This window comes from Xanthomonas sp. NCPPB 3442 (assembly GCF_056725145.1).
Genome location: NZ_CM161514.1, coordinates 4,825,428 through 4,847,766, shown reverse-complemented (window position 1 = coordinate 4,847,766; position 22,339 = coordinate 4,825,428). Strand labels below are relative to the sequence as shown.

Here is a 22,339-nt window from a genome sequence, read left to right as displayed (position 1 = left end):
TCATTGTCCATAGGGCTGATATCGATCATGCGTTCTTCCGTGTTGTCCTTGCATCCCGATCGTTTGCTGCCGGCCGATCCCGGCACGCGCGCGATCGCCCGCCGCCTGTACGCACAGGTTGCAACGCTGCCGATCATCAGCCCGCATGGCCACACCGACCCGGCCTGGTTCGCCACCAATGCACCGTTTGCCAACGCCACCGAACTGTTGTTGGTGCCGGACCATTATGTATTCCGCATGTTGTACAGCCAGGGCATCGACCTCGATGCCCTGGGCATCCCGCGCGCAGATGGAACCCGCGCAGCAGTCGACCCGCGTGCGGCATGGCGCGTGTTTGCCGAGCACTACACGTTGTTGCGCGGCACGCCGTCGGCGCTATGGCTCAATCATGTGTTCCATGATGTCTTCGATTTGCGTATCCGTCTCGATGCCGGCACCGCCGATCACTATTACGACCACATCACCGCCGCGCTGCGAACGCCGGCATTCCTGCCGCGTGCGCTGTTCGAGCGCTTCAATATCGAGGTGATCGCCACCACCGAATCGCCGCTGGATCGGCTGCAGCACCATGCGGCCATTGCCGCCAGCGGTTGGCAGGGACGGGTGGTGACGGCGTATCGCCCTGACCCGGTCGTGGACCCGGAGCACGAGCAGTTTGCCGGCGCGCTGCAGCAGTTCGGCGCGCTCACCGGTGAGGACGTGCTCACCTGGGATGGCTACCTGCGTGCGCATCGGCAACGGCGTGCGTTCTTTGCCGCGCATGGCGCCACCTCGACCGATCACGGGCACCCCAGCGCCGCGACCGCCGATCTGTCACCAGCCGAAGCGCAGCGCCTGTTCGATACGGTGGTGCGCGGTGCGGCCACGCCGGAGCAGGCCGAACTGTTTCGCGCGCAGGTGCTGACCGAAATGGCGGCGATGAGCCTTGACGACGGCCTGGTGATGCAGCTGCATCCGGGCTGCTTCCGCAATCACAATCGGCAGCTGTTCGGGCAGTACGGACGCGACAAGGGCGCCGACATTCCGATGCGCACCGACTACGTGCATGCGTTGAAGCCCCTGCTGGATCGGCATGGCAACGACCCGCGCCTGCGCCTGATCGTGTTCACCCTGGACGAAACCAGCTACAGCCGCGAGCTGGCGCCATTGGCCGGGCATTACCCCTCCCTGCTGCTCGGCCCGGCGTGGTGGTTCCATGATGCGCCGGAGGGCATGTGGCGCTTTCGCGAGCAGACCCTGACCAGCGCCGGCTTCTACAACACCGTGGGCTTCAACGACGATACCCGCGCATTCCTGTCCATTCCCGCGCGGCACGATGTGGCGCGGCGCGTGGACAGCGCCTTCCTGGCCAAACTCGTTGCCGAGCACCGGCTGGAAGAGGACGAGGCAACCGAGGTGGCAATCGACCTGGCCTACCGCCTACCCAAGCAAGCGTACAACTTGTGAGGTGGCGTAAACGGAGGGCGGCAGTGCCGAGGCGTGCGCACGCGGCGCCACTGCATCCTGCGCAGCGGCAGGATCGGTGAACTGATGCGTGCACACGCCAAGCACAACGTCACACGAGCGCTGCGCGCAGGTTATGCAGTACGTGCCTGCACGGGGCTTTTCTGGCTCTGCAGTGCATGGCCCATCATCGCAGCACCGCACGCGGCCAGCGACGCCTCGCGCGAACGTATTTCGCTGGATGCGCAGTGGCGCTTTCATCGTGGCGACCCGCCCGCAAACCAGGAAATCCTGGACTACGATGTGCGCCCGCAGGTGGTGCGCAGCAGCGATGGCAAGGTGGCCGATGCGCAGCCGGAACAAGCGCAGCTCATCGATGCGCCCGCCGTGCGCGTGCTCAAGCCGTGGATCCTGCCCACCGCCAACGGTTTGATCGCAGACCCGGCCCAACGGCACATACGCCCTCCAGGCAATCCGGGCAGCACGGTGGCGTATGTGCAGCCGCACTTCGACGACAGCGCATGGGAAACCGTGGACCTGCCGCATGACTGGGCCATTGCCGGGCCGTTCCTGGCAGATGGGTCTTACGGTGGCATGGGTCGGTTGCCGAGCTGGGGCATCAGCTGGTATCGCAAGAGCCTGGACATCCCGGCCAGCGATCGCGGCCGCGCGATGTTTCTGGATCTCGATGGTGCGATGTCTTACGCCACGGTCTGGCTCAACGGCAAGCTTGTCGGCGGCTGGCCGTACGGTTACAGCTCCTGGCGCGTGGATCTGACGCCGTATGCGATTGCAGGCAAGCGCAATCAGCTGGTCATTCGCCTGGATAACCCGCCCGAGTCGGCGCGTTGGTATCCAGGCGGTGGGCTGTATCGCAACGTGTGGCTGACCAAAGCGGCGCCGTTGCATATCGCGCACTGGGGCACGCAGCTGACCACGCCGTACGTCTCGGCCGATGCGGCGCAGGTGCAGCTGACCGTCACCTTGGACAACGCCGCCCGCAGCGCAACCCAGGCGCAGGTGCGCACAGCGATTTATCTGCTCGACGATGCAAGCGACCGGCCCAGTGGCGAAGCGGTCGCGCGCATTCCCGCGCAGCCCATCAGCGTCCCTGCCGGCGGCACGGCGCAGGTGCAAGGCAGCACCCGGATCGATGCCCCGCGCCTGTGGGGGCCTCCACCCACGCAGCACCCGCATCGCTATGTGGCCGTCACCGAGGTCGACCAACAGGGACGCGTGGTGGACCGCTACGAAACCCGCTTCGGCATTCGCAGCATCGTGTTCGACGCCGACAAGGGCCTACTGGTCAACGGCGAGCACGTGCCGATCCGCGGGGTGAACAATCATCACGACCTGGGCGCGCTCGGTGCAGCGTTCAACAGGCGCGCCGCCGAGCGACAGTTGCAATTGCTGCAGCAGATGGGCGCCAACGCCATCCGCATGAGCCATAACCCGCCTGCGCCCGAATTGCTCGATCTGACCGACCGCATGGGTCTGCTGGTGGTGGATGAGGTGTTCGACAGTTGGGAGATGAAGAAGACCCCGCTGGACTTTCATCTGGTGTTTCCGCAGTGGCATGCCGCCGATCTGCGCGCGATGCTGCGCCGCGACCGCAACCACCCCTCGGTGATGCTGTGGAGCGTGGGCAACGAGGTTGGCGAGCAATACACCGGCCAACAGGGCGCGGCGATTGCGCGCACGCTGCGCGCCATCGTGCATGCAGAAGACCCGACGCGCCCGGCCACGGTGGCGATGAACTACGCCTCGCCCGAGATGCCGCTGCCCGCTGCGCTGGATGTCGTCAGCCTCAATTACCAGGGCGAAGGCATCCGCGATGCAGCCGAGTTCGAGGGTACCGAGCGCATCCGTAAACCGCCGCAATACCCCGCGTTCCATGCACGGTTTCCACACAAGGCCATTGTCAGCAGCGAGACTGCCTCGGCACTGAGCAGTCGTGGCGTGTACCTGTTTCCGGTCACTGCGGACAACAGCGCACCGGTACGCGATGGCCGTGGCGGCGATTCGGTGGCGCATCAGGTCAGCGCGTACGAACTGCATGCGGTGGACTTTGGCTCCAGCGCGGACAAGGTGTTCGCTGCGTTGGATCAACACCCTTACGTGGCCGGTGAGTTCGTCTGGACCGGGTTCGATTACCTGGGCGAGCCCACCCCGTATTACAGCTCGCGCAGTTCCTACTCGGGCATCTTCGATCTGGCCGGCTTCCCGAAGGACCGTTACTGGCTCTATCAGTCGCGCTGGCGTCCGGAACTGCCGGTGGCGCATCTGCTGCCGCATTGGAGCTGGCCAGGGCGCGAAGGACAGGTCACGCCCGTGCATGTGTTCACCTCCGGCGACGAGGCCGAACTCTTCGTCAACGGCGTTTCGCAGGGGCGCAAGCGCAAGGCGCCACGGCAGTACCGGCTACGCTGGGACGCGGTGGTGTACCAGCCGGGCGAATTGCGGGTGCAGGCGTACAAGGACGGCAAGCCGTGGGCCAGCGAGCGCGTGCAGACGGCAGGCCGCGCCGCGCGCATGCAGCTGACGCCGGATCGGGGCAGTATCCGCGGCGACGGACAAGACCTGAGCTTCATCACCGTGCGCCTGCTCGATCGCGACGGACGTCCCGCACCGACCGCGGGCGACCGCCTGCGCTTACGCATCGAAGGCCCTGGCGAGTTGGTGGCCACCGACAACGGCGACCCCACCAATCTGGAAACGTTCGCTGCGTCGCAACGTCATGCCTTCAATGGGCTGTGCCTGGCGATCGTGCGTGCCAAGGCCGGGGCGCGTGGCACGATCACCGTGCATGTGGAATCGGACACGTTGCAAGCCGCACAGACCCAGGTGGCGGTGCAGTGATGCGATCCAGTGCAATCGAAACCTGTGACCTCTCAACGGACCTGCTCATGCACATCAACCGCGCCAACCTCACCAAACGCCTGGGATTGCTGATCGCCGGCCTCAGTGCAGTGTGCACGCTGCAGGCCCTGGCCGCGTGCGGGACGCCCGGCACCTCGCTCAAGCAGGCGTATGCGCAAGGGTTTCTGCTGGGGACTGCCGTCAATGCCGATATCGTCTCCGGCAAGGACGCAGCCTCCGCTGCGTTGGCGGCCTGTCACTTCAATGCGGTGACCGCGGAAAACGTGATGAAGGCCGAAGTGGTGGCGCCGCGTCGTGGGGTGCAGGATTTCAGTGCAGCCGATGCATTCGTGGCCTACGCACAGCGCAATCGGCAGTTCGTGGTCGGTCACACCCTGGTCTGGCACAACCAGACACCGGAGTGGTTCTTCACTACCGCCGATGGTCGGCCCAATACGCCGGCACAGCAGCTGGAACGCATGCGTGCGCATATCGCGGCGGTGGCCGGGCGTTACACGGGCAAGGTGCAAGCCTGGGATGTGGTCAACGAAATCATCGACGAAGACGGCAGTTACCGTTCGACCAACTGGGTACAGCGCGTGGGCGACGGCGACACGGTGGTCCGCAATGCCTTCACCTTCGCACAGCGCTATGCACCGGATGCGCAGCTCTACTACAACGATTTCAATGCATGGCGGCCGGCCAAGCGTGATGGCATCGTGCGCATGGTCAAGATGCTGCAGCAGGCTGGTGTCCGTATCGATGGCGTGGGCATGCAAGGCCATTGGGGGCTGAACTACCCCAGCTTGCGCGACATCGAGGACGCGATCGATGCGTACGCTGCGCTTGGCGTCAAGGTCATGATCACCGAGCTGGACATCGATGTGTTGCCGCTCACCAAGGAAGGCCAGATCATCGGCACCGGCATGGCGCACAAGCAGTTTCAGCTGCCGGAATTCAAGCGCTTTCTCGACCCCTATCGCGATGGTTTGCCTGCCGACGTGCAGGCGCAATTGCGCGACCGGTATGCCGAGCTGTTCGCGCTGTTCTGGCGCAAGCGCGACAAGATTGCGCGCGTCAGCGTGTGGGGCGTCAGCGATGACATGTCGTGGAAAAACGATTACCCGGTACCTGGGCGCACCAACTATCCGCTGCTGTTCGATCGCAATCATCAACCCAAGCCGGCGTTGGATGCGGTGTTGGCCGTGCCCACCGCAACCGCTGCACGCTAGCGGCTGCCGGCCCAAGAGCTGCTGACCACCACGCCCGGGCACAGGCGAGCACGGCCGATGTTCGGTGCGGCATGGATGGCTCGAAACACCGCATTCCTGCGTGCCGTGCACCTCATAGATGCATGCGCGCGATGCATTGGTGGCCGCTATGCGCAGTCGCCTGCACACGCATGATGGCATCATGCCCCCAACCATGAGACAGGACTGACCGATGCGCTTGCCGTCTTATCTGCTGTTGGCCGTGCCGTTGCTGGCGGTGCTTGCTGCCTGCACCAAGCAGACTCCACCGACGCCGCGTTTTGCGGCCATCGGCCAGCTGCAGACATTCGACCGCCGCTTCGGTGATGTGGTGGCAAGCGATGCGCGCATCGAGAAGCTCACCGAAGGCTTCACCTGGTCCGAAGGCCCGGCATGGGTACGCAAGGGAGGCTATCTGTTGTTTACGGATGTGCCGGAAAACAAGCTGTATCGCTGGTCCGAACAGGCCGGCCTGTCGGTCCTGCTCTCGCCCTCCGGCTACACCGGCCCGGAACTGCCCACGCTGCGCGAAGCCGGCGCCAATGGTCTGTACGCCGAGCCCGACGGCACGGTGCTGCTGGCCGATTCCGGCACGCGCATCCTGGCCAGGCTCGATCCGGTCACGCGCAAGAAGACACCGCTTGCGACTGCCTTCGAGGGCCACCGCTTCAACAGCCCCAACGATGTCGTGCGGCGCAGCGATGGCGTGGTGTTCTTCACCGACCCGCCGTACGGGTTGAAGGATCTGGATAAATCGCCGGTCAAGGAGCTGCGCTTCAATGGCGTCTATCGCCTGGACACCGATGGCAGCGTGCATCTGCTGGACGATGGCCTGAGCTTTCCCAACGGCATTGCCCTGTCGCCGGATGCGCGCACCTTGTACGTCTCCAACTCCGATCCGCAACGGCCGATCTGGATGGCGTATGCACTGGATGCGCAGGGCGCCGTCACCGGCAAGCGCGTGTTCGCCGATGCGTCCGACCTGATCGCCAAGGATGTTCCCGGCCTGCCCGACGGCATGGCGGTTGCCGCCGACGGTACGTTGTTTGCCACCGGCCCCGGCGGGGTGATCGTTTTCGATCCCGCCGGCCAACGCCTGGGTCGCATCGCCACCGGCGAGGCCGTCTCCAACTGCGCCTTCGGCAACGATGGCCACACGCTGTACATGACCTCGCACGCGATGCTGGCGCGCGTGCGCGTGAAGTCGCTGGGCCTGCAGTTCGTGCGCTAGACGATCGCGGCGATGCCGCTGCATCGCCTCGCGATGGACACGCACGTCTGGCCGCATGCGTGTCTGACCGCAGCGCCAATCGCCTGGTGCTGCCGCCGTATCGGCTGCCTTGTGTACTGCCTCGGTCAATCGTCCAGCCGCCACAGGCCGCTTGCTTGCAGACAAGGCCAGCGGCCATGACGCGCGCCCGCACGACGCGTCCTCGCCCGTAGCGCCACCGCTGCCGGTCTTACCGAGCAGCGTGGTGCCCGCACCTCCGACCGCCGGCCGCAGCGCCTGCGAGCCAGGCCTTTTACCTGGCTCGCCGCACCAACGTTGGCGACCGCAACCGTGGTGCGGCGCGTCAAAACAGGCGTGCACCGAATCGCTCTTGCACCGCGCAACGCCTGCTGTGCCAAGGCGTGCAGCTGTCCAGGCAATCGCCACGCTTGAGCCTGTTGCAAAAAGGTAATCATCGCTATACGGTAGTTTTCACTACTGTCATGAGCGGGTTGCCCGCGGGGTTGCGGCAATGAACGAAGCTTGCGTTTCCCGGTTGCTGCGCACCCTGGCGTGCGTTGTCGTAGCGGCGCTGCCGCTGATGCCTGCGCTGGCGGCAGCGTCCTCGCCGGTACAGGGCCTGTGGCTGACTGCGGCCAAGGACGCCGTCATCGCATTTGCGCCGTGTACCGATGCCGCCAGCGCGATGTGCGGAAAGGTGGTGTGGGACAAGGACGCCGGCACGCCGAAGGACACCTGCGGTGTGCAGATCGCGCGCCTGGAGCGCGACGACAACGGCACCTGGCGCGAGGGTTGGGCATTCGATCCGCGCAGCGGCAAGCGCTACAAGGCCACGCTGCGGAGCAAGGGCGACAGCCTGACCCTGCGCGCGTTCATCGGCGCCGAAGTGCTCGGCGAAAACATGCTGTTCACCCGCGTGCAGGCCCTGCCATCCACGCCGGTGTGCGCCAGCCACTAGCTGCGGCCAGCGCCACATGCGCGCGCAGCACCGGCCGCCGCGATCGCGGCGGTTCTCACTCACATCCACCGGGGGAATCCAGATGGCGAAGATCCATGTCGGCGCGGTTGTCGCGTGTGCGTTGCTGCAAGGTGCGGCTTGCCTGCCGGCGCAGGCCCAGCAAGCCGACCCGGCCAGCGAGGGCAGCGTGGCCACCTATCAGTTCGACAACCCGGTCAAGCTGATGAGCGAACAGCGCACGCGCGGCATCTCCGATTCGTTGATGCGGCCCTCGGCCAAGTGGAGCACCCAGTTCGTGCATGCCAGCGGGCTGGTCGCCTTGCTGGAAGTGGCCGGGGTCAGCAAGAAGCAGTTCGTCAATGGCGACGGCCTGGGCGTCACCCTGGCGGGCGGTTATCGCTTCGGCAATCCGGACCGCTGGCACGCTGGCGTGGGCTTGGCCACCGAGCGATTCCCGGGCGCACGCTTCATGGCGCCGCACAGCATCGACCTGGAAACCGGCACGCCGAGCGACGTGCGCACGACCAACTACAACAGCGACTTCGCCGTGATGGAGCTGGGCTACGGCATCGTCGAAGGGCGCGTGTTGTATGTGGTGTCCAAGACCTACCGCGGTGCCGATACTGGCGGCGTGTGCGGGCAGATCCTGCGCTTCTCGATCGATCCGACCGCCGCATTGCAGTGCTACGCGCGCGGCGAACAGGATTCGCGTGGCACCGTGTTGGCCGACCTCAATACCCAGTTGCCGTTGCTGCCCTCGCTGCTGCCGTCCACGACGCTGCGCCTGCATGCCGGCTACCAGAAACTGGCCAACTTTCGCGAAGGCAACTTCGCCGATTACCAGATCGGCATCACCCATCGGCGTTGGGGCCTGGACTGGAACCTGGACTGGCTGACCACCAACACCAACGCGCACCAGTTGTACTGGGTGCAGGACGGCGAGCGTATCCGCAAGACCGACGGCGATGCGCTGGTGTTCTCGATCGGCTACACGTTCTGATGCGCACCCAAACGCTCGCAGACGACACCGGCGGCAATGCGCCGCTGGTGCTGGCGGTGGACCTGGGAACCTCAGGCTGCAAATGCGCGTTGGTGACGCTGGACGGCAAGGTGCTCGCCTGGGCGTTCGAACCGGTGCAACTGCACGTGCAGGGCGTCGCTGCCGAACAAGACCCGCACGCGTGGTGGGACGCGTTCAGCGCCACCGCCGCTGCCGTGGTGCAGGGCGATGCGGCGCTGCGCCGACGCGTGGTGGCCGTGTGTTGCTCGACCCAGGGCGAAGGCACCGTCTGCGTGGACCATAACGGCCAGGCGCTCGGGCGCGCCATGCTGTGGCTGGACATGCGCGGCCAGGCGGCCATCGCCCGCCGTCTGCAGGGGCGTTGGCTCAATGTGCGCGGCTACGATCCCCTGCGCCTGTGGCGATGGTTGCGCCTGAGCGGTGGCGCGCCTGCGCGCAGCGGCAAGGATTGCGCCGGCCACATCGCCTATCTGCGCGATCACCAGCCCGTGCGTTACCAGCGCACGCACAAGTTTCTCAACGTGCTCGATTACATGAACCTGCGCCTGACCGGCCGGTTCTGTGCCACTCCCGATTCGATGCTGACCACCTGGGTCACCGACAATCGCGACCCGCACCATATTCGCTACGACGCGGGCCTGCTGGACATGGTCGGCGTGGAGCGCGACAAGTTGCCGGACCTGGTGCCTTCCACTGCCGTGCTGGGTCCGCTGCTGCCGCAGGTGGCCCAGGCGCTGGGCCTGTCGCCGCAGACCGTTGTGGTGGCCGGCGCGATCGACACGTCGGCCGTGGCGGTCGCCGCGGCGGTGGAAGACCACGCCGCGCACCTGTACCTGGGCACCTCGTCGTGGTTGGGCGCGCATGTGCCGCGCATGAAAACCGACGTGCGCAGTACGATCGCCGCGGTGCCGTGCGCGGTGGAAGGGCGCTATCTGGCGATCGCCCTGCAGACCACCGCCGGTGCCAACCTGTCCTTTCTGCGCGACCGCATCCTGTTCCATGCCGACGAACTGCTCAGCGACGAGCAGCGCCCGGACGTCTATGAAGTGCTCAATCGCATCGCCGCACGCGTGCCCGCAGGGTCCAACGGGTTGATCTACATGCCCTGGCTGTTCGGCGAACGCACGCCGGTGGAAGACCCGAGCCTGCGTGCGGGTCTGATCAATCTCTCGTTGATGCACAGCCGCGAAGACATGATCCGCGCGGTGATGGAAGGGGTGGCGTTCAACACGCGCTGGATGATGGAGCCGTTCGCGCGCCTGCTCGGCTGCGACCCAGGCACGATTGCCGCGGTCGGTGGCGGCGCGCAGTCGGATCTGTGGTGCCAGATCATCGCCGATGTCAGCGGCCGGCCGATCCGGCAATTGCACAATCCGATCCAGGCCAATGCGGTCGGCGCGGCCTTTATCGCCGGGGTCGGCCTGGGCCGGCTCGGCTTCGGCGATCTGGCGGCACTGCAGCGCCCCCGGCGGGTCTACGAGCCGGATGCGGGCACGCGTGCGCTGTACGACGACCGCTACGCGGTATTCAAGGACCTGCAGCGTACGTTGGCGCCGATCTACCGACGGCTCAATCCCTCCACGCCTGCCGCCGCCCCGGAGGTCGCCGCGCATGTTTGCCCATGAACAACGCCAGCGCGTGGTGGCGCTGTGCATCGAACTGTCGCGCCGCGGCTATCTGGCCGGCACCGGCGGCAATGTCGCCCTGCGTATCGATGCGGAGTGTTTCGCGGTCACCCCTTCGGCGATCGACTACCTGAGCATGCAGGCCGAGGATATCTGCATCGTCCGCACCAAGGACCTGCACCAGCTCGACGGCACGCGCACGCCGTCGGTCGAAACCGGCCTGCATGCGCAGGTGATGCGGCGGCGCCCGGACGTGGGCTGCAGCATCCACACCCACCAGCCGGTCGCCAGCGCCTGCACCCTGCTGGGCGCGCCGCTGGAGGTGACGCAACCGGCGTTGCGCCGGCTGCTCGGCGCACGGATTCCGATCGCCGGCTACATGCCGTCGGGTACCGGTCTGCTGGCCCGCCTGCTGGCCCGGCAGCTGCAGCCCACCGTCAACGCCTATCTGCTGCGCAATCACGGCGTGGTCTGTTGCGGCACCAACCTGGAGGCGGCCGTCACCGTGGTCGAGGCGTTGGAGCTGGTCGCGCGCAGCCACCTGCAGACGCAGATCCAGGCGCGTACGGCGCGCGAGCCCGACCTCGCTGCCGGCCTGCAGCGGGTGCTGACGGCGCTGGATTCCAGCCGGCACACGTCCGGCGCGTCCTCCCTTTCCCAGACATGATGGCACCGACAATGAGCGTGACTTCCGCGATTTCGCAATGGCCCGATGTGGACCAGCTGTATCGCCGCTTCGATGCGTTGGTCAAACAGCCGATGCGGCCGGTCCGGCGCGAAGGCATGGACAAGGTGATGCGCTACTTCGAGCAGCGCTGCCAAGGCTCCAAGCAGTTGGGCGACGCCGCGCAGCGGGTGATTCCCGGCGGCGTGCAGCACAACCTGGCCTTCAATTACCCGTTCTCGCTGGCGATGCGCAGCGCCGAGGGCGCCTACCTGACCGACGTCGACGACAACCGCTACATCGATTTCCTGCAGGCTGGCGGACCGACCTTGCTCGGCTCCAACCCGCCGGCGTTGCGCGCACGCGTCAACGAGGTGCTGGACCAGTGCGGACCGGTGACCGGACTGCTGCACGAATACGAGGTCAAACTGGCCGAGCTGGTCTGCGCCAGCATGCCGGCGGTGGAGATGGTGCGCCTGCTCGGTTCGGGAACCGAGGCGGTGATGGGCGCGGTGCGCCTGGCGCGCGCGTATACCCGCAAGCGCTGGATCATCAAGATCGGCGGTGCGTATCACGGCTGGAGCGACCAGTTGGTGTACGGCCTGCGCCTGCCCGGCACCGGCCGCATGGAAGCGATCGGCATTCCGCGTGGGGCGACCGCGCATACCCAGGAATGCCTGCCCAACGATCTGGACGCGTTGCGCCGCAAGCTGCAATTCAATCGCCTGCGCGGCGGCACCGCGGCGGTGCTGCTGGAACCGCTGGGGCCGGAGAGCGGCACCCGCCCGGTGCATGCGGACTACAACCGCCAGGTGCGCGCGCTGTGCGACGAGTTCGGGGCGCTGCTGATCTTCGACGAAGTGGTCACCGGTTTCCGGTTGGGCCCCGGCGGTGCGCAAGGCTACTTCGGCGTTGCGCCGGACATCACCGTGCTGGGCAAGTGCCTGGCCGGCGGCTATCCGATGGCCGGGGCGATCGGTGGCCGCCGCGAGGTCATGATGAGCCTGGTGGGCGGCATCGGCACGACCGCGCGGCGCGCCTTTGTCGGCGGCACGCTCTCGGCCAATCCGCTGTCCTGCGTGGCCGGCTACTACGCGTTGCTGGAAGCGCAGCAGAACGATGCCGCCGGCCGCGCCGGTCGCGCCGGCGATCGCCTGCGTGCGGGTCTGGAGACGATCATCCAGCGCCGCGGATTGCCGTACGTGGTCTACAACATGGGCTCGATCGTGCACCTGCAGACCTCCGGCGTGCTGCTGCTGGACACCGGCAACCTCTACAAACTCTGGCGCGTGCGCAACGAAGCCAAGGCGCGCAAGCACATGATGGAAGAGATGGGCGCGGCGTATTCGGCGCATGGCCTGATCACCCTGGCCGGTAGCCGCATCTACACCAGCATGGCCGACACCGATGCGGTGATCGACGAGGCCCTGAACCGTTTCGACGATGTCTTTGCACTGGTCTGAGCCGATGAACGCCACCGATGCCCTGCGCGACACCTGGCTGCAGACCCGCGAACGGCTGCAGGCCTCCCACTTGCTCGGCGACGATGACGCGGCCTTGTCGTTGCGTTGCCCGGGCGCCACGCAGATATGGATCGGCAGCGCCACCGCGTCAACGCCGCTGCTGCTGGACTGGCGCGAGGATGCCGCGCTGGATGCGGCGCAGCGCCTGCATGCGCAGGTCTATGCGCAGCGTGGCGATGTGGGGGCGGTGGCGTGGTCGGCCGGTGCCTTCGGCCACTGCCTGGCCGACTGCGGCGGCGCGTTGCCGCAGGTGTTCGACGAACAGGCGCGGCATCTGGGGCCGATGCCGCCGCCGGTGCGCGCGGCCGACGCGGCGGCCACGCTGGCCGGGGCGATCGGCAATGCCGTGCTGGTGGCACGGCGGCCGCTGTGCCTGGGCACCAGTGCGCGTCGCCTGGCGCTGAACATCGCGTTGTTCGAAAAGTGCGCCAAGGCGTATGTGCTGGCGGCGGCCACCGGAGGACCCACCCGGCAGCTGCCGTGGTGGGTGCGTCGCATCGCCAACGGGCGTCTGCGCAAGGACCAGGTACGTGCGAGCGCCGCATTCGCCAATGGCGCCCTGCCCACCGAAAGCACGGCCTACTGAGGGCATCTCATGCGCAGCAGTCATCCATCCGCGTTGTCCGCCGTGGCCGTTCCCGCCTCGCAGGGGTTGCCGTCCGGTTTGTTGATCGGTTCGATCGCCCTGCTCATCCTGGGCGTACAGCCGATCCTGCTGGGAACATTGGTCGAGCAGAAGCTGATCACGCTCTCCGGCGTGGGCATCGTGGCAATGGGGGAGATCGTCGCGCTGGGCCTGGGCGTGGCGCTGGGCGATGCGCTGTTGCCGCACCGCTGGCAGCGCCAGGTCGCCGTGCTGGCGGCGCTGTTGGCGGCACTGCTGGACCTGGCCACCACCCAGGCGGTCGGCGACACCGCATTCGTGCTGGTACGCGCAGCTGCCGGCCTGGCGGAGGGGCTGCTGTTGTGGGTGGCGACCCTGACCATCGTGCGCGCGGCCAAGCCGGATCGGGTCACCGCGGTGTTCATGCTGACCCAGGCGGTGGCGCAGATCGCACTGGCGAACCTGCTGGCATTGTGGGTGCTGCCGTCCACCGGCTGGAAAGGCGGTTTCGTGGCGCTGGGCGCGGTGACGCTGTGCGCGGCCCTGCTGACACCGTTGCTGCCGGCGACCCTGTCTGCGGTGAGCGCAACCGCGCCGGCCAGCCGCGTGCGCTGGTCGCCGACAACCCTGTTGCCCTTGCTGATTGCCTTCGTGCAGATGGCCGCGACCGGCGCGCTGTGGGCGTACCTGGAACCGTTGGGGTTGCGCGCGGGCCTGGATGCCGGGGCGGTGCAGGCGCACACCTCGCTGGTGCTGGCGATGCAGATCGTCGGCGCGCTGGCGGCGATCTGGTGGGTGCGCCGGCTCGGTCACGCGCGCACCCTGGTGGTCGGCAGCCTGGTGCTGGCAGCGGTGGCGGCCATCATGGCGCGTGCGGCGCCGGCCGGCACTGCCGCGTTCACGGTTGCCTGCGTGGGCTTCGGCCTGGTCTGGATGTTCCTGATGCCCTTCCACGTGGGCCTGGCGTTCGGTGCCGACGCGCATGGCCGGGTGGCGGTGCTGGTGCCGGCGGTGCAGTTGCTGGGATCGGCAGCCGGCCCCTTGCTCGCTTCGCTGCTGCTGCAGCACGATGATCCGGCTCCGGTACCGGCGTTCAGTCTGGCCGCCGCACTGCTGGCGGCGGTCCTGGCGGCGGCAGCCGGCCGCGACCAGCGCCGCGGGGCGCCGGCCGGAGCGCAGCCGAACAGGGGGGATCGATGAGCGACAGCGTGTGCGGAATGGGCTGCAGCGTGCCGGCGTGTCCAACGCGCCGGTCGCGGATGCGTTTGCAGCGTTTGCGCTTGCAGCAGGGGCGTGCGCGTCATGCACGCTGACCTGGACGTCTGCGCCGAGGACATCGCGGCAGTGTTCGCCGCCCAGCAGCCGGTGGCCGCGGCCTGGCGCAGTTCCACCGCCGCGCAGCGGCGCGAGCGCCTGCGCGCGTTGCGCAGCGCGCTGCTGGCGCGGCGGCAGGCCCTGTATGCCGCCTTTGCCGGCGACTTCGGCAAGCCGGCACTGGAAGTGGAGCTGAGCGAGCTGTTGCCGGTGGTCGACGAAATCGCCGCCGCCATCGCCAGGCTGCCGCGCTGGATGCGCCCGCGCAAGGTGTCGCCCACCTTGCTGACGCTGGGCACGCACGCGCAGATCGGCTATCAGCCCAAGGGCCGCTGCCTGATCATCGGCCCATGGAATTATCCGGTTGCCACCGTGCTGGGGCCGCTGGTCTCGGCGCTGGCGGCAGGCAACACCGCCATCCTCAAGCCGTCCGAATTCACCCCGCAGGTCAACGCGGTGCTGCGCGAGCTGCTGGCCGAGGCGTTCGACCCTTCCGAAGTGGCGATGGTGCAGGGCGGGGTGGCCACTGCGCAGCGCTTGCTGGCCTGCCCGTTCGACCATGTGTTCTTCACCGGCTCACCGGCAGTGGGGCGGCAGGTCATGGCCGCCGCTGCCGCCCAGCTGGCCTCGGTGACGCTGGAGCTGGGCGGCAAATCGCCGGCCATCGTCGACCGCAGCGCCAACCTGGAACGCGCCGCGCAGGTGCTGGTGTGGGGCAAGCTGGTCAATGCCGGGCAGACCTGCATCGCGCCCGATACGCTGTTCGTGCATCGCGAGGTCCGCACGGCACTGCTGCAGCGGTGCCGCGAACTGCTGGCGCAGCGCTACGGCAGCAGCGCGGCGGCGGTGGCTGCCAGCCCCGACCTGGCGCGCATGATCCATGTCGGCCATGCGGCGCGCCTGGCGGCCCTGATCGATGAAGCGCGCGCTGCCGGTGCCGAGCTGGTGGCCGGCGGCGAGCATGACGTGGCGCAGCGTTTCATCGCCCCGACGGTATTGGCCGATGTTCCGGAACACGCGCGCATCGCGCAGGAAGAAATCTTCGGGCCGGTGCTGCCGGTGGTGACCTTCGACCATCTCGACACCGTGCTCGCCGGACTCGACGCCGCCGCCAAGCCGTTGGCGCTGTATCTGTGGAGCAACGATGCCGCACAGGTCGCCCGCGTGCTGGCGCGCAGCAGCTCCGGCAGCGTGGTGGTCAATCACTGCCTGCAGCAATTCATGCACACCGGCTTGCCGTTCGGCGGCATTGGCCAGTCGGGGATCGGCAGCGCGCATGGCCTGCATGGATTCAAGGCGTTTTCGCACGAACGTGCGGTATTGCGCGGCGGCCGCCTGCTGACCGCGCGGGCCTTCTTTCCGCCGTATCGGGGCTGGCAGCACCGCGTGGCCACCGCATTGACCGCCTGGCTGGCCCGCCGATGACGCGCGCGGCACAGATCGCCCGCGACGCAGCGCGTATGATGTGGCTCTGGCAAACACCGGCCGTGCAGGCGCATGGCTTGGCGGTGGCATGGCGCTACTGCAGACGATGGACGCCGCCTGGCCGGCGCGATGCAGCAGCGACGCAACGGCGCAGGTGCAGTCGCGGTGGTCTGGCCGACGCATCACTCCGTGTTCGAGGAATCCCCCGCCCATGTCCACGACCAAGTCCCGTCCGCGCGCGCCGCTCAAGGCGCCCGCGCCCAGGCTGACCGGCAACAAGCTCCCGGCCCAGCATCGCGCGACCGAGACCTACGAACATATCCTGGCGGTGACCGCGCAATTGCTCGGCGATGTCGGCGTGGAACGGCTGTCCACCAATCTGGTCTGTGCGCATGCCGGACTGACGCCACCGGCGCTGTACCGCTACTTTCCCAACAAATATGCCTTGTTGTCCGAGCTCGGCACGCGCCTGATGCAGCGGCAGAACGCGCTGGTGCCCAAGTGGATCACGCCGCAGGCGATGTCCGGTTCGCGCGAACAGGTGCAGCAGGCGCTGACCGGCCTGGTGCTGGAGACCTACCGGGTGACCAAGGCCACCGAGGGCGGTGTCTGGATCCTGCGCGCGCTGCGTGCGGTGCCGGCCTTGCAGCAGGTGCGCCTGGACTCGCACGCGCAGGTCACCAAGGCGCAGGTGCGCATGCTCGCCGAATTCTTTCCCGATGCAGACCCGCGCCAACTGCGTCTGGTCAGCCGCATCGTGGTGGACCTGATCTATGCGACCGTGGAGCTGCTGTTCGATGTGCGACTGAGCAGCCGTGCGGTGGCCGAGACAGTCGGCACGATGATCGCCGGCCACGTCGAGCAGTTGCGCGATGCAACGGCCGATGTGCCGAAAGGCAGCGCTGTGGAGCGCCGGCGAGGTTCGCCACCGGCACGGCGTTCAAACCGCGCTGGGTGATGGGCCGGCAGCGGGCGCGGTCGTCAGAGCCTGCGAAGGACGCGCCTTCCCTGCACCGAGGCATCTGGCAGGTGCAATGCGGCTGCTCGCAGGCGCTGAATGCCGCAAGCACACCTGCGCCGCATGCAACGCTCAGGGCAATGACGGCAGCACGAGCAGATCCTGCAGTTCCGGTCCGCCGCCGCGGTTGCCGCTGCCTGCGGCGATGTACAGATCCTCGCCCACCTGTGCCGCCTGCGTGCCGTGCCTGCCGCGCGGCAAGGCCGGACCGGTCTCCCACCGCGCGGTGGCCGGGTCGTAGGACTCCACCTCCGCGTGGCCGGCGACCTGGGCCGTGCTTTCGCCGCCCAACAGCATGACCCGGCCGTGATGCGCGACGGTTGCCGCGCCCGCGCGCGGGGTGGGCAGCGTGGCATCGGCCACCGACCAGGTGGCCTGCCGCAGATCGTAGATATCCAGCTGCGGAATTGTTTGCGACAGCGTGTCGCCGGTGTCGTGCGAAGACCGGCGCCCGCCGCCCGCGTAGAGCTTGCCGTCGAGCACCACGGCCTGGAAGTGATCGCGCGCATGCGGCGCATCGGGCAGGCGCGTCCAGCGCTGGGTCCGCGTGTCGAAGGCGTCCAGCCAGGGCACATAGCCGCTGTTGTGGCCACGCGTATTGCCACCCACCAGATACAGCACTCCGTCGTGCGCGACGGTACCGGCCGAACCGCGGCGGCGATCGGCAGGAATCTCCGCGCCCGTCTGCCAGCGGTCGGTGGCCGGGTCGTAGATCAGCAGATGCGTCAACGCCACTTCGTTGGGATAGTCGCCGGTAAACCCGCCCACCAGATAGAGCTTGCCTGCCCAGACCGCCGCCTGGGCGTGGTTGACGGCCAATGGCGGTGCGCTGCCGCGCGACCAGCGCCGGGTGCGGGTATCGAAGATATCCAGCGGGCGTTCGCCGCGACCGCCGAGCAAATACAGGCGCTCGCCAATGGCGGCCATGCTGTTTTCGTGGCGTGCGTGCGGCTCGCCCTGCGCCTGCACCGCGCGCCATTGCCGCTTGCTGGTCGATCCGGCTGGTTCGAGGTCATTGGCCTGCCCGCTGACAGGCATGCTTGCGGCCACCACGAGCAGGAACACCGCGCAGAAAGACGTTGCCAAGCGATGCATCGGTGTTCCTTGGTTGCAAAGAGCGGCCAGTCTACTTACCTGTCGACGCACCGCCATAGCAGAAAGCGGACAGAGCCGCGACGCACGTAGCGACCGCGACAGTTCAGCGCTGCCACCACGCTTGACGATGGCAGTGGTCGATCATCTGATTGCGGTGTTGCAGCCGGATACGCAGCGCACTTCAACAAGCCCAGCGCCTTTGCTGCTTGCAAGTGCCCGGGGAGACGCCGGCTCTTCACGTCCGACAGCACCGCGTATGCAAACACTACCGCGACCGCAATGACAGGAGACCTGCGTGACGCGTTCCCCGACAACTTCCCGTTCGGCGACAACGCCGCCCAAGAGCGTCGCCGCTGCGGCGGCGCGTGGACTGCGCCTGCGCGAGCAGCACGGCCGTGGCGGTACCGCCGTTGGTGTGGCGCGTGCGCGCGATCTCTCCGCACAAACGTCGCTGTCTGCACAGACCATTGGACGCATGCATGCGTACTTCGCGCGACACAGCGTGGACAAGAGCGGCAAGGGTTGGGCGGATGCCAAGGCGCCATCGGCCGGCTACATCGCCTGGCTGCTCTGGGGCGGCGATGCAGGCCAGCGCTGGGCAGCGCGTGTGTACGCGCGCCTGCACCAGGCAAGCGCGACGAAGGGCGCCAGCAGCGGAAATGGCTCGAAAAAGACTGCTGTAAAGAAGGTTAAAGCAAAGAAGAGTGCAACCAGGCAAGCCGCAGCCAAAAAAACGGCGACCAAGAAGTCAGCAAAAAAGACAGTCGCAAAAAAGACCGCACCGAATAAGCGCACCACGAAAAAAACGGCGGCCGCAAGCGCCTCTGCCAGAAAGACTGCATCGTCCAAGGTCGCACGCAAGGCAAGCAAGGCAAGCAAGAAAGCTGCAGCAAGGAGCAGCGCGGCTGAGAAGAAAGGCGCGACCAAGAAAGCGCCATCAAGGCGCACTGCGGCCAAGAAGAAGAGCACCTCCACAGCTGCGAAACAGCGTGCAGGCAAGACGTCCGCGCCCTGGAGCACGTCCAGCCCAAAGAGCGCTTCGCGCTCCAAGCCACTGTCTGCATCGCAGAAGACCCAGGCCCGCAAGCGCGCAAAAGCCGCAGGCCGCCCATATCCGAATCTGGTGGACAACATGGCCGTCGCCAGCAAGCGCAGCACGAGCAAGCGTGCGGCCAAGTCCGGCGGCACGAAACAGCGTGCAGGGAAGAAATAGCGGTATCGTTAACGCGCGTTTGTGCATGCTGCGCTCGGAGGTGCGGCGGCACAGGCCCGTCTCTTGTCGGCATGCCCCCGGTCCGAGGCAGTGCCGACTAAGCCGTGGAGCGGTGGCGCTTGCTGTCGCCCCGGCATCGGTCCGAGCAGTACTTCACCTGGTCCCACACACGCTCCCACTTCTTGCGCCAACGAAACGGCCGCCCGCATTGCACGCAGACCTTCTCCGGTAGATCCTGTTTTTTGCGTGTTGCCATAGGCTGGAAGGACTGGGACACGTGTCGGTGCAGGGGGGTGCAAAGCATGTCATAGCGAGGTCCACTGCAAAATGCCGTCTCGGACTTCATGCAGGCAGCTGCCCAGAACACAGCAGTACATGGGCGGGGAGACCGGCGCGCACGCTTTGTTATAGTTAGCAGGAAGCGGTTTGGCGGCACGTCTCGGACATCGCAAGGCGGCACGCTCACATTCTCAAACAAGGACGTGCGTGAAAACATTGTTGCTGGTCGCGTCGGCCCTTTTGTACGTTGCCGCACTCTGCCTTCCTGCACTGCATGGTGGTGCCGAGCACGTGAGCGGCGTTGTCCTGCTCCTGTTCGGCTGGATCCAGGTGCTCGACGGCCAATGCGTCGCCTGGTTAGGCAACCTGCTGTTCTTCAGTGCGTGGCTCTGTTACCTCTTCAAATCTGATAGGACGGCATTGGGCCTGCTGCTGTCGGCATGCCTGATCGGCATGGATACCTTTCGTGCCACCCGCTATCTGAAAAACGAAGCCGGACACGAAGTGATGATCGACCGGGTAGGCGCAGCCTTCTACGTATGGGAGCTGAGCTTTCTGGTCCTGGTGATCGTGGTGCTGATGCGTCTGTCGGAGACGCGTGGCGTCACGCGACCGAATACGGTTTGATACCGTAACCGCCGCCAGGACTTTTGAGGCGCGTGGGGAGCGAGCCTGTCACTTCCATCGAGCTGCTCACATAAGCGCTTCTGAAGCTTGGATACACGGAGGTTGGTCATGGACACCAGCATCAATGTAGAAACGCAAACCATCCCGACCCTGCCGAGCCGTTCGATTCCGCAGACGGTGGCGTTCTATCGGCAGCTGGGCTTTGTCGGCGATGCGCATCCGCATGATGCAGGTTACGCAATCCTGCGACGTGGCGATGTGGAGCTGCACTTCTTCGCGCATCCGGACCTGGATCCGGCCGGCTGTTATGCGGGCTGTTACATCAGGGTAGGCGATGTGGATGCCGTCCACGCAGCGATGAAGCTTGCCGCCTTGCCCGAGCAAGGCATTCCACGGCTCGACCCGGTTGGCGACAAGCCCTGGGGCATGCGTGAGTTCGCCATCGTCGATGAGAGCGGCAATCTGCTGCGGATCGGGCAGGTGATCGCGTCCGGGTGATGCATTGCGTGGGCGAGGCGACTGCACTGCTCGCCCCGCCTGATTCCACCGCTCGCCAATGAGATGGTGCTGTGCACCGTCTTACACGTCACCCATCGACCCAAGGGCGTGTGTCACTTCAGCAGGGGTGGCCATGCCGAGCGCTGCATAAGCCGCCTGCAAGGACGCACGAAAACGTGCGTCTGCGGGCAACGATCCGAACACCGCCTCCAATGTCAGAAAATCAGCGACATCATGACCTGCATCGCCAGTCGCGTTGCGGCCAAGCGCGCTGAGGACATCGTTCAACGGGTCGGTCAGCGGAACGCCGTTGTGCGCCTGCCTGCGGACGAAATGCAGCCACGCCGCAACGGCCAGGCATAGGCGCTGGATCGGTCGGCCGGTAGCGAGTGCGTCGCCGATCGTGCCGAGCAGGCGCACCGGGAGTTTCTGCGAGCCGTCCCAGGCGATCTGGGCGAGCAGGTGACCAATGGCGGGATTGCGAAAACGGGCAAGGATGGCGTCGCTGTAGCGTTGCGCATCAAAGCCCTGCATGGCCTGCAGGGTGGGGGCGATCTCCGCGCGCATCAACGTTTCCAGGTACGCGGCAAGTTCGCGGTGACGCATGGCGTCGGCCACGGTTTCCAGGTCCAGCAGGCTGCCGAGATAGGCCAGCGCCGAGTGCGGCGCGTTGAGCAGGCGCAGCTTGGCGCGCGCGTAGCCGGCGATGTCTTCGCTCAGGGTGACGCCGGCGTGCTCGAATGCGGGGCGACCATTGCTGAAGCGGTCTTCGATCACCCACTGGCTGTAGCGCTCGCGCTGGATCGGCCAGGCATCGTGCACGCCAAGCTGATCGTGTACGCGCGTGCGCAGCGCGTCATCGGTGGCGGGCGTGATGCTGTCGACCATCGAGCGCGGGAAGGCTGCGTGCCGCGTGATCCATTGCGCAAGCGCGGGGTCGGTCTGTTCTGCAAGCCGCACGACCGCGCGCTGCAGCAGCGTGCCGTTGTCGGTGAGGTTGTCGCAGCTCAACGCAGTGAACGGCGCGGTGCCGTTGTGCCTGCGCCGCTGCAGGCCGGCGACGAGGTAGCCGATGGCACTGCGTGGACTCGCGGGATGGGCGATGTCGTGGGCGATGTCCGGATGCGAGAGGTCGAGCGTGTCGCCGGCCAGGCAATAGCCTTTCTCGGTGATGGTCAGCGTGACCAGGCGCACTGCCGGGTCTGCAAGGCGCGCGAGCACGGCGGCGTGTTCGTCTGCGGCGCACAGTACTTCGCGGATGGCACCGATGACGCGCAGCTGCGGGTGTTCGTCGAGCAGGGCGAGGGTGTACAGACCATGCTGTGGGCGCAAGGCATCGCGCACGTGCGGGCGATGCAGCGAGACGGCGCTGATGGCCCAGCTGGGGTCTTCGGCAAGCAGGTCGTCGATATAGACGGCCTGGTGAGCACGGTGGAAGGCGCCTGCGCCGAGATGCACGATGCCGATGGTGGTTCTTGCCAGGTCATAGCTGGGCCTTGAAACCACCGGCGGCAATGTGGCCAGGGTGTCGAGCGAAAGACGTGGTGCTTGCATCGTGTCGCCTGTGAGGTAGGAGTGCTTGGAGGAGGAGCTGTGCCGAACCCTCACCCCCAACCCCTTTCCCGCAAGGAAAGGGGATTTACAGCAATCGCGGCCGAAGCGATTGCTTGCCACGGCCGCATGGCGAGAGTG

At 66.7% G+C, this 22,339-nt stretch carries 19 protein-coding genes; 15 read left to right on the top strand and 4 right to left on the bottom strand.

The features are described 5' to 3' along the window. Positions 1-27 precede the first annotated feature (27 nt). From uxaC to AC1POX_RS20885, 13 genes are all read left to right on the top strand, one after another. Positions 28-1,446 (top strand): glucuronate isomerase, encoded by a 1,419-nt coding sequence (gene uxaC / locus AC1POX_RS20945; RefSeq protein ID WP_338334378.1) that lies wholly within the window; start codon positions 28-30, stop codon positions 1,444-1,446. A gap of 84 nt (positions 1,447-1,530) precedes the next feature. Then, positions 1,531-4,302, top strand: coding sequence for a beta-galactosidase GalB (galB, locus tag AC1POX_RS20940; RefSeq protein ID WP_372356565.1), 2,772 nt, complete (start codon positions 1,531-1,533; stop codon positions 4,300-4,302). A 47-nt stretch (positions 4,303-4,349) separates the two neighbouring features. Continuing rightward, positions 4,350-5,534 carry an endo-1,4-beta-xylanase gene (locus AC1POX_RS20935; RefSeq protein ID WP_014091488.1) on the top strand — a complete coding sequence of 395 codons (1,185 nt, stop codon included), beginning with the start codon at positions 4,350-4,352 and terminating at the stop codon, positions 5,532-5,534. 211 nt (positions 5,535-5,745) lie between these two features. Continuing rightward, the gene (locus AC1POX_RS20930; protein ID WP_029820783.1) at positions 5,746-6,783 is read left to right on the top strand and encodes an SMP-30/gluconolactonase/LRE family protein; all 1,038 of its coding nucleotides are present in this window, start codon (positions 5,746-5,748) and stop codon (positions 6,781-6,783) included. Between the two features lie 511 nt (positions 6,784-7,294). Continuing rightward, positions 7,295-7,741, top strand: a complete 447-nt coding sequence (locus AC1POX_RS20925; RefSeq protein ID WP_008573850.1) for a DUF2147 domain-containing protein — start codon at positions 7,295-7,297, stop codon at positions 7,739-7,741. 82 nt (positions 7,742-7,823) lie between these two features. Next, complete coding sequence (locus AC1POX_RS20920; RefSeq protein WP_372356564.1) at positions 7,824-8,741, top strand: TorF family putative porin; 918 nt, start codon at positions 7,824-7,826, stop codon at positions 8,739-8,741. Beyond that, complete coding sequence (locus AC1POX_RS20915; protein WP_008573852.1) at positions 8,741-10,387, top strand: xylulokinase; 1,647 nt, start codon at positions 8,741-8,743, stop codon at positions 10,385-10,387. Before AC1POX_RS20920 ends, AC1POX_RS20915 begins: the two co-directional genes overlap by 1 nt. Beyond that, positions 10,374-11,054, top strand: coding sequence for a class II aldolase/adducin family protein (locus AC1POX_RS20910; protein WP_338334376.1), 681 nt, complete (start codon positions 10,374-10,376; stop codon positions 11,052-11,054). Before AC1POX_RS20915 ends, AC1POX_RS20910 begins: the two co-directional genes overlap by 14 nt. An 11-nt stretch (positions 11,055-11,065) precedes the next feature. Continuing rightward, positions 11,066-12,514 carry an aspartate aminotransferase family protein gene (locus tag AC1POX_RS20905; protein ID WP_031424915.1) on the top strand — a complete coding sequence of 483 codons (1,449 nt, stop codon included), beginning with the start codon at positions 11,066-11,068 and terminating at the stop codon, positions 12,512-12,514. 4 nt (positions 12,515-12,518) lie between these two features. After that, complete coding sequence (locus AC1POX_RS20900; protein ID WP_031424914.1) at positions 12,519-13,160, top strand: hypothetical protein; 642 nt, start codon at positions 12,519-12,521, stop codon at positions 13,158-13,160. A 78-nt stretch (positions 13,161-13,238) separates the two neighbouring features. Then, positions 13,239-14,378, top strand: a complete 1,140-nt coding sequence (locus tag AC1POX_RS20895) for an MFS transporter (RefSeq protein WP_031424913.1) — start codon at positions 13,239-13,241, stop codon at positions 14,376-14,378. Between the two features lie 102 nt (positions 14,379-14,480). Continuing rightward, positions 14,481-15,917, top strand: coding sequence for an aldehyde dehydrogenase family protein (locus AC1POX_RS20890; protein ID WP_372356563.1), 1,437 nt, complete (start codon positions 14,481-14,483; stop codon positions 15,915-15,917). Between the two features lie 211 nt (positions 15,918-16,128). Next, a complete protein-coding gene (locus AC1POX_RS20885; protein ID WP_029820776.1) occupies positions 16,129-16,875 on the top strand; it encodes a TetR/AcrR family transcriptional regulator in 747 nt (248 codons plus the stop codon). Positions 16,876-17,007: 132 nt separating this feature from the next. Here AC1POX_RS20885 and AC1POX_RS20880 read toward each other — a convergent pair whose 3' ends face one another. The 3 genes from AC1POX_RS20880 to AC1POX_RS20870 form a co-directional block, all read right to left on the bottom strand. After that, entirely contained in the window at positions 17,008-18,030 is a 1,023-nt protein-coding gene (locus AC1POX_RS20880) for a Kelch repeat-containing protein (RefSeq protein WP_218557839.1), read from the bottom strand. Between the two features lie 552 nt (positions 18,031-18,582). Further along, on the bottom strand, positions 18,583-19,116 hold the full coding sequence (locus AC1POX_RS20875) for a hypothetical protein (protein ID WP_057682275.1): 534 nt from the start codon (positions 19,114-19,116) through the stop codon (positions 18,583-18,585). 224 nt (positions 19,117-19,340) lie between these two features. Then, the gene (locus AC1POX_RS20870) at positions 19,341-19,499 is read right to left on the bottom strand and encodes a DUF2256 domain-containing protein (protein WP_011349095.1); all 159 of its coding nucleotides are present in this window, start codon (positions 19,497-19,499) and stop codon (positions 19,341-19,343) included. A 239-nt stretch (positions 19,500-19,738) separates the two neighbouring features. On the opposite strand from AC1POX_RS20870, the gene AC1POX_RS20865 reads away from it, so the two are divergent. Continuing rightward, positions 19,739-20,149 (top strand): hypothetical protein, encoded by a 411-nt coding sequence (locus tag AC1POX_RS20865; RefSeq protein ID WP_065613382.1) that lies wholly within the window; start codon positions 19,739-19,741, stop codon positions 20,147-20,149. A 108-nt stretch (positions 20,150-20,257) separates the two neighbouring features. Next, positions 20,258-20,647, top strand: a complete 390-nt coding sequence (locus tag AC1POX_RS20860; RefSeq protein WP_011349093.1) for a bleomycin resistance protein — start codon at positions 20,258-20,260, stop codon at positions 20,645-20,647. 81 nt (positions 20,648-20,728) lie between these two features. Here AC1POX_RS20860 and AC1POX_RS20855 read toward each other — a convergent pair whose 3' ends face one another. Further along, positions 20,729-22,201: a mannitol dehydrogenase family protein gene (locus AC1POX_RS20855; protein WP_372356562.1), complete on the bottom strand. Its 1,473-nt coding sequence runs from the start codon at positions 22,199-22,201 to the stop codon at positions 20,729-20,731. Between the last annotated feature and the right edge of the window lie 138 nt (positions 22,202-22,339).